The organism is Vibrio sp. 10N.222.48.A3, assembly GCF_041475345.1.
Classification (GTDB): domain Bacteria; phylum Pseudomonadota; class Gammaproteobacteria; order Enterobacterales; family Vibrionaceae; genus Vibrio; species Vibrio tasmaniensis_A.
Window position 1 is genome coordinate 1 of record NZ_JBFRVX010000511.1, and the last position, 8,815, is coordinate 8,815.

Genomic DNA, 8,815 nt, shown 5'->3' on the forward strand with positions numbered 1-8,815 from the left:
ATTTACCCCCGTGATACACCATGGGTGTCACCGTGAAGAATATGATAAGGATGGATAACTTTTTAGTAGGGCAAACGTACATAAATAGGATGTGAATGAGTTCAAATTCTACCCAACAATGGTCGTGTGGACGACATATCTTTCTTTCGTTCCCCTTGAAAACCTTTCTTGGTGCCGATATATGAATGTTGCATAACTTAAAAGAGGTTTTTCCGATGAACGATTGGGATTACGTGAATTTTAGCGAAGATCATGAAATGAATTATCATTTAGGGCTAGTTGGTAAATCGAAATCTGAATACAACAGAAAGTACCTAAGAGATAACACTCAATGGACAGCAAAGAACAAGTTGGACAAAACACGCGTTACACACGCTGATTTTAAATCCTTTGTTGTAGCCGATAAGCCGTATTTTCAAGATCCAGCCTAGCGCGGGAATTGTAGATAATGATCACTATTTGTTAGGAAGTTTCAACTTTTAGGTTCTAAATTAAGCCTCAAAGAAACACGGACCGTAATCTTGGGCCGCATTAAACATATGGCTTAAATGTAAGGATTTCTTTGTTAAAGGATCATACTTATGACAAGCAAAACAGCCCCTATCTTCTTTAGGAGGCACTAAAGCTGCACACATCAAAGAAGCCTACATTAGCGCTTTCAACCACATGGCTAGCCAACTTCAAAGTGCAATGCCAACACTTCCACTATCACAATACCAACTCCCTGCAAGTTGTTTACCGAACTTCTACGATTCTGGTTGGTTGCCAGCCCATTACTAACGCTGTTATTCAGAAACCCATTGGACATATCACATTAAGTTCCAAATTCGCCCAACTGGCGGAAAGTATTGCGCCAAATTTGAATTAGGAGTAGGTGGGAAAGGTGAAACTCAACCGTGGTTTTCTTCAAGTGGTGCTGAGTTTATTGATAGTGGCTTTTATCTAGAGTATCGATATATCGAAGAGCTATGGGAAAGTGTAAGGCTGGTATTAGAAAAATACCGAGCGCATAGCCCGTATTGATAACAGGGAGGTCAAGTTCCCCCGAACTTGACCTATCCAGACGCAGCAAGCAAAGGCGTTTGGGTTAGGTGTAAGTGAATAATTTACACGCAATGCATTTGTTGTGTAAATACTTATTAAAGTTAAGGGCATTGGTTCGGTGCGGATCAGGTGTAATGCGGACAACTTAACTAAACATGGGATAGCCTAAATATCGAGTCGATAAATCATTGCTGCGCTCTTAGTGGCATAGAAAACACTCGTTTACCATGAACGCTGTGGTGATAGCTAGATCACTGAATCGACGTGGCCTCCTGTGTTTACTCTGTTTGCTTTGTGCCCACTCACTTACCGCTTCTTCATAAATCCAAAAGGTTAGAGATCCACGGTTAATGAGTGATTGGTTTTATTGCTTCCAATTGGTTGTTTTGTAACGAGGTTTAGGCATAACGTTACGAGAGGTGGTGAATGTAGCTGCTCAGATCGTAGGTTCTGGATTTAGTTCCACTGAATTACGCAACAAAGCCACTAATAACAGGAAAATTCATGGTGTGCATGTGTTGTTTAAGCAAGGTTCGCTCTAGAGCCTATTATTTTGTATGTCGTTTTAGGGAAGGATAATTTATGTCACTTGTGATATGCAAGAATGTCCTATTCATATGATGGAGTAGTCCTTGGCTGGGTGTATATTGTAACTAATTGATATTAATGATGCAAAGGCATGTGAAGTCGTAAATTCTTTCTCAAAAACTGAATGACTGAACTTATGTAGCGTCTCTGTTTGTAGCTCAGTGTTCAATGTTATTCATCCGATATTTGGAGGCACTAATGCAAGTTGTTGATGATTTTTATCAGTCTGCATCATTGCTCGTGATGCTGAGATTGCGATACCTTAAAGGACTAACGAATGAGCGAGAGCCTCACAGAATCACAAAGCATGTACAACGAACTTCAAAGCTACCTTGACTTAGTTATGCAGGAGTCAGGAGATGATGTGTTTCTAATTAAATGCGAGAAAATCTACGCATACAATATTTCTATCAGAGAGACGAACTCTGGTCTCCATTCCGTAGGGCAAGAAAGTATCAAGGGACTTATTAATCAAGCGAAAGAGTCAACAGAGTCTTTAAAGAGCACGAAAGATAAGCTCAAGGTAATGGTTCAAGCTGTTAATGCTATAGACAAAGTATTTGAACTTATGGGTGCTTATATCAAGCAGCGATAATAAAGGTTATTAAATTGTGATCGTCTTTAAGATAAGAGTGTCCTTTCTCTTTGATATTGACTCGTGTTCATAGATAAATAGTTTATATTAGGAAGTTGAAAGCTCGGATGTTTGGTTGTATATAAGACCGTTAGATACTGTGATTTAAAGTACCCCTCTAAGAGGGTTGTCTCTACAAATTTAAAGGTTTAAATGAAATTAATGTGTTATTGGTGGCTAAATTTAGTTAAGCCTAGGAAGGGCGTTGTTGATCAAATCGGTTTAAAGACCAACGACGCCATATGTGACTCGCCGTTAGTTTCGAACAGGCATACCTAGTCCTATGACTTTGTTTATAGCTTTGACATTCGCCATGATTTCTCCCACTTGAGCGTTATAACATCTCAAGCTCAATTTACCGCTGGTTAGTCCTTTATATCGAGACATTGCGGTCTCAGATATTGAGCGATAGTGATAACCCGACTCAGATTTCCACTCCGCTATTGTTCCGTTTTTCAAAGCCTTTACTGCTTCATTTCTGGGATGCCCTTCTTCCCAAAGCGCCGCATTCTTTCGAGGCGGTATCAACGGAGTACTGCCCTTATTTTGCAGGGTCTCATAGCAACTTTTTGTGTCATACGCTCCATCAGCAGATACGGTATCTACCTTTCTACGTAAAGGGTTGAGTAATGTTGGCAGCACTTCGCTATCGCCAACACTTACAAGACTGACTTCTGCACTAATGGCCTCATGAGTTTCTACATCAACGGCTAAGTGCAGTTTGCGCCAAGTTCTGCGTTTTTCGGCGCCGTGCTTTTTCACCTTCCACTCACCTTCGCCAAAGACTTTGAGACCAGTCGAGTCAATAGCGATATGGCGAATAGCTCCTCTGGATTTGTTACGATATTTGACCTGAACTGTCTTCGAGCGTTTGCTGATACACGTGTAGTCAGGGGGCGTCAGTGGAACCTCTAGTAGCTCAAAGATAGAGTCGATAAAACCTTGAAGAGCCCGCAATGGTAGAGAGAATATCCCCTTAATCATCAATGCAGTTTCAATCGCTGTATCAGAGTACTGGAAGCCTCTACCACGCTTACCATGATGGGCTTTGCATCGCCATGCATCTACGGCTGAATCATCTATCCAGAACGTAACCGAGCCCCGTTTGCACAGAGCCTTATTGTACTCCGCCCAGTTAGTTATCTTCTTTTTTGCCTTACCCATGTCACCACCGCTCTAACCATCATAAAGGATCAGATCGCAAGACTCGAAAAAGGTTCAACTGATTTAGGCAACAACGCCGTTCCAAGGTGAAAAAGCCGTTTTTTGATTTTCGAGAAGACATAATAAAGGCTCAAAAAGTGTGTCAACACACACTTTTTGGGTTGAGTGAATGTCAATGGTTAAAGCTCACACCATCCATATTTCTTATAACAACGTAGATTTCAATTTATAAATCAGCCGCCAATTTGTTGCTTCCATAATTTTGCATAAAGACCTTCCTTCTCAACCAGTTCATCGTGAGTCCCACTTTCACAAACTTGGCCTTTATCAAGAACAAGAATATTATCCGCATGACGAATGGTGTTAAGGCGGTGTGCGATGCTAATTACGGTTCTATCTCTACAAATCTCTTTCATGTTGCTCATGATGGCAGCTTCAGAGTTGTAATCGAGTGCTGACGTTGCTTCATCAAGCAGTAAAATCCTAGGGTTAACGAGTAGGGCTCTTGCTAACGCAATACGTTGACGCTGGCCGCCAGATAGAGAGCCCCCTTTTTCCCCAACGGGCTGATTAAACCCGTGGGGAAGTCCTTCAATGAATTCCAAAGCACCGGCAAGCTGCGCAGCATTGCGTATTTCCTCATCAGTAGCTTGAGGCTGACTTAGGCGGATATTCTCTGCAACGCTCCCAGAAAAAAGAATACTTTCTTGTAATACCACACTCATGTTGCGACGTAGCGAAATTGGGTCGGCTATCGCGAGATCCATACCGTCTACCAATACTTGACCATGTTGAGGGACATACAAACGTTGCAATAGCCGGGTGATGGTACTTTTTCCTGAGCCTGATGGCCCGGTGATGCCGATAAACTGGCCCGGTTTTATTTCTAACGATAAGTTGGCCAACACTTCGGGAGAGTCTTCGTGATAACGAAAGCGAATGTTACTAAATTCGATGCCTCCATTGAGTTCAGGAACAGAAGCTAACCCTTGTTTACCATTTTCTTTTGGTTCATCAAGAATATCGCCCACTCGCTTTAGTGCAATAAGAGTATGTTGGAAGTCTTGCCAAATTTGCGCAAGTCGAAGTACCGGCTGAGTCACGTGGCCGGCCAACATATTGAAGGCCACCAATTGTCCGGGTGTGAGCTCACCGTTAAGTACTTCGCTGACTCCCCACCACAGGAGCAGTGCCGCAGTCAGTTTCTGTATCAGCCCGATGCCTTGCCCTGCAATGAGTCCTGATTTTTGAGCATCAAAGCTACGGTTTAGTTGTTGGCTGAGGATATGTTGCCATTGATGTAAAAATCGATGTTCAGTCGCTGTGGTTTTAATGGTTTCAATGCCTGTTACTGCTTCCGTTAGAAAGGTCGTGGCATCGGCATCCGATTCGTATTCTGATTCCACTTTTTTTCTTATGATTGGACCAGCAATAAGCCAAAGTAAGAAATAGATAAAAAGTGAGCCGATTACTAGCCAAGTCAGAGTCTTGGCATAATGGAACATAACAGCAAGAAAGACGGTAACAAAAATGAGATCGAGCAATAACATCAACGTCGAACCGGTCAAAAACTGGCGAATTTGCGCCATTTCACGAACTCGAGCAATGATTTGTCCTGTCTGACGCTGCTTGAAATAATTGAGGGGGAGGCCGACTAAATGGCGATAAAGGCGTCCTGATAGCTCTGCATTTACTTGACTTGCGAGGTGGCCAAATACGGTATTGCGCAAGTAACTGTATGCTGGCTCTGCAATGGCAAGAGCAAGCATCGCTATGGCGAGCACATGTAAACTGGACAAGCTGCGACCGACTAGCACTTTGTCGATGACATTTTCAAACAACATCGGGCTCACCAGTGCGAATATTTGAAGGGCAATAGCATAAATAAACACATCTCGCATTTGGCTCTTTTGACGCCAAATAGAGGGGGCAAACCAGCTAAGGCCAAATTTCACTTCTTTGCTACTTAGTCTTTCATCCGCGACCAACATTACCTTGTACGTTGATGAGTGACTACTCGGACTAAGCTCACTCTGCTGCTCCAATTGAGTGGCTGGATCATATAAAAGAGAGGAACCGTCCGCTGATTTTGTGAGCACTTTCCAACTATTGTCGATTTCAATTAAAACGGGCAGTGGAAGGGTATCTAGCTCGTTCGATTTTACTTTCGTTACTTGACTTTTCAGGCCAATATAATCTGCAGCTTCCCTTATTTCCAAGTCATTTAAATTGGAATGACTGACGCCTAAAGCATGCTTGAGCTGTGTCTTGGTCGACTTTTTGTGGAAATAGTTACCCGCATAAACGACGGCGTCGATTCCGCCATTATCTTGTGTGATAGAAGCGTCCTGATTGATAGAAGCATCTTGAGTGGTAGAAACGCTATTTTCCGTTGTTGATAAGGTCATATCCATACTTACCTCTCTCTTAGCGATTCTGCTTGGTATTCACGTATTGGGCTCAGCAGGTAGTCGATAACACGACGTTTATCCGTTTTTATTTCCGCAACGACGGACATGCCTGGTGTCAACTCAATACTTTTACCGTTGATTAAGATGTTGTTATTCTTAAGCTTAACTTGGGCTGGGAAAATGAGCCCCAAGCGTTCGTCTGTAGTAGAATCACGAGAAATACTCAATAGCTCAGCTTCGATAGTACCGTAACGAGTGTATGGAAACGCATCTACTTTTACTGTCACTGGCTGTCCTGGGTAAACAAAACCTACGTCTTTATTGAGAATTTGTATTTCCGCCTGCTGTACTGCATTTTCAGGGACAATAATCATTAAATTTTGTGCTGGTTGAAGTACTGCTCCTAGCGTGTAAATACTGAGTTGCTGAACCGTACCATCGACAGGAGAACGGATGATTTCTAACTGTTCACGCTCACGAACTTTAGACAACTCCTGAGCTAAACCCCCGAGTTGCAATTTCGCTTGTTTTCTTTTTTCGAGCCATTCTCTGTGTTTTTGTGCTTTGAACCCCGTCAGCCTTTCTTCAAGACTATGGTATTGCGACTTTAGAACCTCTAATTCAGCTCGTTGTTGCGACACTTGGCGCTTAACTTCCAGTAGCTCTTTTTCTTGCTCTAGATACTCTACGTGTCCAATGACTTTTATTTGATTCAACGTTTTTCGTGCCGCGAGTCTCTGACTAATATTTTCGGTTAACTGAATTAATGCGTTGATGTCACTTTGACGAGCCGCTTGTGATGTTTTGTTGACCTGCATTTCTGCTTTGATACTTGCCAGGGTCGACTCATATTCACGTTTCTCACTCAAGAAGTTTTCATTGATCAACGCTTGTTGTTCGAGTGGTAAGGCCGAAAATAATAGGTCCTTAGAGAGTGGCAGGCCACTATTCAAAGATTGGTATCGAATTAGGTCATTAGTTTGAAATTCAGACTGAGTGATTAAACGGGTAATGTCTTGATTGATGCCTAGGGTATCAAGAGTAAGAAGCGGCGCGCCTTTTGTCACTCGTTGCCCATCTTTTACGTGAATAGAGAGAACCCGGCTCTGCTCATAAGATTGAATCACTTGTGAGCGGCCAGAGACAACGAAACGTCCGGTAGCTGTCGCTTGTATATCTAATTTCCCCCAATACGCCCAAATTAAGACGGCAACGACTCCCAAGCTGAGCGTGATGGCCGTTATGCGAGCAAATGGTGAAGGAGGACGTTGTGATAAGGCGAGGTGCGCAGGCAAAAATTCGTAATGCTTCTCAGTCGCTTGGTTTATTCTAAATTTGGCTAAGAATCGCTTGATGACACTTTTCATGCGTTTGAATCCTCTTGCTTGAGCTCTTGCTGAAGTTGCCATAATTGTTTGTACTGTTTGCCCAATGTGATTAACTGTTGATGGTTACCTTGCTCGACGATATTACCTTGGTGTAGAACGATAATTCGGTCGCAATCTCGTACGGTGGATAACCGGTGAGCGATAGTGATGACCGTACGGCCCTTCGCGATATTTGCCATATTGGATTGAATCAACGCTTGTGATTCGTCATCCAGTGCACTCGTGGCTTCATCCAGGATCATGATTTTGGGATCTGAAAGTAGAGTTCGCGCAATCGCCAGGCGTTGTCTCTGTCCGCCAGAAAGGGACTGCCCACCTTCGGCTAAGATCGTGTCATAGCCGATTGGGAGCTTCATGATAAATTCGTGAGCTCCAGAAAGTTTTGCCGCTTCGATAACCTCTTCTAAGCTAGCTTCAGGCTTCGATTGGGCAATATTTTCGCAAACACTTTTGTTAAATAGATAGTTTTCTTGCAGAACTATGCCGATTTGTTGGCGCAGTTGCTGGATGCCAATTTGATTAAGTGGTGTGTTATCAACCGTTATTAACCCTTTTTCTGGGCAGTAGAGTCGTAGCAGTAATCGAGCTAGAGTACTTTTCCCTGAGCCTGATGTTCCCACAACGCCTAATGTTTCACCTGCTTGGATATCTAGCGACAAGTTGTTCAGGGTCGGTGGGATATCTGGTTGGTAACGAAATAGGATGTTTTTGAACGAAATTGCGCCTTGTAATGCAATCGTATCGCTCCCTGTGTGCTGCTCCACAGGTAAATTAAGCATGTCTCCCAATTTTTCTAGTGCCACGCGCGTTTGAATAAATTGCCCCCATAACTCAACCATGCGTGATAAAGGTTGGGCTATATGGTTTGTCATCATATTAAAAGCGATCAGTTGTCCGATAGTCATTTCCAATGACAGTACTTCTGTTGCCCCTAACCACAGAACTCCAACACTTGTTACTTTCTGGATGAGTTGAACGACATGGTTGGATCGGTTGTTGAGTTGCTGAACCACGTACCCAGTAGAGACCATTTTTTCCGTTTGATCGTCCCAACGGCGAACAAAACGAGGCTCTACGGCTAAGCTTTTTAGAGTTTCACTGCCAGCCACTGTCTCTGTGAGAAAAGAGGTATTTGCAGCGGCGTGCGTAAATTGCTCTTCTACCGCCGCTTGCATTCGAGGTGTAAGCCACCAAGCGAGCAATACGTAAAGAGGGATGGTTGCAATAAATAGCCATGTGAGAGGAGGTGAAAGCAAACTCATTACATAGAGAAAGACAAACATGAACAAGAACTCGACCGTTAAAGTAAACATCGAGCCTGTTAAGAATTCTCGTACAGTATCAAGCTCGCGCACGCGAGTTACGATAGCGCCTACTTGACGTGTTTTGAAGAACATCAAAGGAAGGCCAAACAAGTGCTTTACTAACTTAAGTCCTAATTGAATATCAATTCTATTGGCTGTGTGCGCATATTGATATTCGCGTAAGCCGCGAAGTAGAACCTCTACAATGCCAGTGATCACAAGCCCTATCACAAGCACATCAAGGGTTGACCAAGCTTGATGTACAAGCACTTTATCCATCAC

Annotated in this window: 5 protein-coding genes and 2 pseudogenes; 2 read left to right on the forward strand and 5 right to left on the reverse strand. The window is 43.1% G+C overall.

Going from position 1 to position 8,815, the window contains the following annotated elements:
- The first annotated feature begins 215 nt into the window (after positions 1-215).
- A complete protein-coding gene (locus AB4653_RS14910; protein ID WP_017082566.1) occupies positions 216-431 on the forward strand; it encodes a hypothetical protein in 216 nt (71 codons plus the stop codon).
- An 801-nt stretch (positions 432-1,232) separates the two neighbouring features.
- On the opposite strand, the pseudogene AB4653_RS14915 reads toward AB4653_RS14910, so the two are convergent.
- Positions 1,233-1,396, reverse strand: a pseudogene (locus tag AB4653_RS14915) (transposase); the annotation flags it as partial.
- 513 nt (positions 1,397-1,909) lie between these two features.
- On the opposite strand from AB4653_RS14915, the gene AB4653_RS14920 reads away from it, so the two are divergent.
- Positions 1,910-2,227 (forward strand): hypothetical protein, encoded by a 318-nt coding sequence (locus tag AB4653_RS14920; protein WP_017082565.1) that lies wholly within the window; start codon positions 1,910-1,912, stop codon positions 2,225-2,227.
- Positions 2,228-2,521: 294 nt separating this feature from the next.
- Here AB4653_RS14920 and AB4653_RS14925 read toward each other — a convergent pair whose 3' ends face one another.
- The 4 genes and pseudogenes from AB4653_RS14925 to AB4653_RS14940 form a co-directional block, all read right to left on the reverse strand.
- Positions 2,522-3,430, reverse strand: a complete 909-nt coding sequence (locus AB4653_RS14925) for an IS5 family transposase (protein ID WP_102258473.1) — start codon at positions 3,428-3,430, stop codon at positions 2,522-2,524.
- A gap of 233 nt (positions 3,431-3,663) precedes the next feature.
- Positions 3,664-5,757, reverse strand: a pseudogene (locus AB4653_RS14930) (type I secretion system permease/ATPase); the annotation flags it as partial.
- Positions 5,758-5,846: 89 nt separating this feature from the next.
- Positions 5,847-7,208, reverse strand: a complete 1,362-nt coding sequence (locus AB4653_RS14935) for an HlyD family type I secretion periplasmic adaptor subunit (protein ID WP_017083706.1) — start codon at positions 7,206-7,208, stop codon at positions 5,847-5,849.
- The coding region (locus AB4653_RS14940) for a peptidase domain-containing ABC transporter (RefSeq protein ID WP_372104595.1) at positions 7,205-8,815 on the reverse strand (1,611 nt) is incomplete at its 5' end. The genes AB4653_RS14935 and AB4653_RS14940, both read right to left, overlap by 4 nt.

Excerpts from the sequence above, each read along its gene's own strand:
- AB4653_RS14910 (WP_017082566.1), top strand. The coding sequence starts at position 216 with ATGAACGATTGGGATTACGTGAATTTTAGCGAAGATCATGAAATGAAT.
- AB4653_RS14920 (WP_017082565.1), top strand. The coding sequence starts at position 1,910 with ATGAGCGAGAGCCTCACAGAATCACAAAGCATGTACAACGAACTTCAA.
- AB4653_RS14925 (WP_102258473.1), bottom strand. The coding sequence starts at position 3,430 with ATGGGTAAGGCAAAAAAGAAGATAACTAACTGGGCGGAGTACAATAAG.
- AB4653_RS14935 (WP_017083706.1), bottom strand. The coding sequence starts at position 7,208 with ATGAAAAGTGTCATCAAGCGATTCTTAGCCAAATTTAGAATAAACCAA.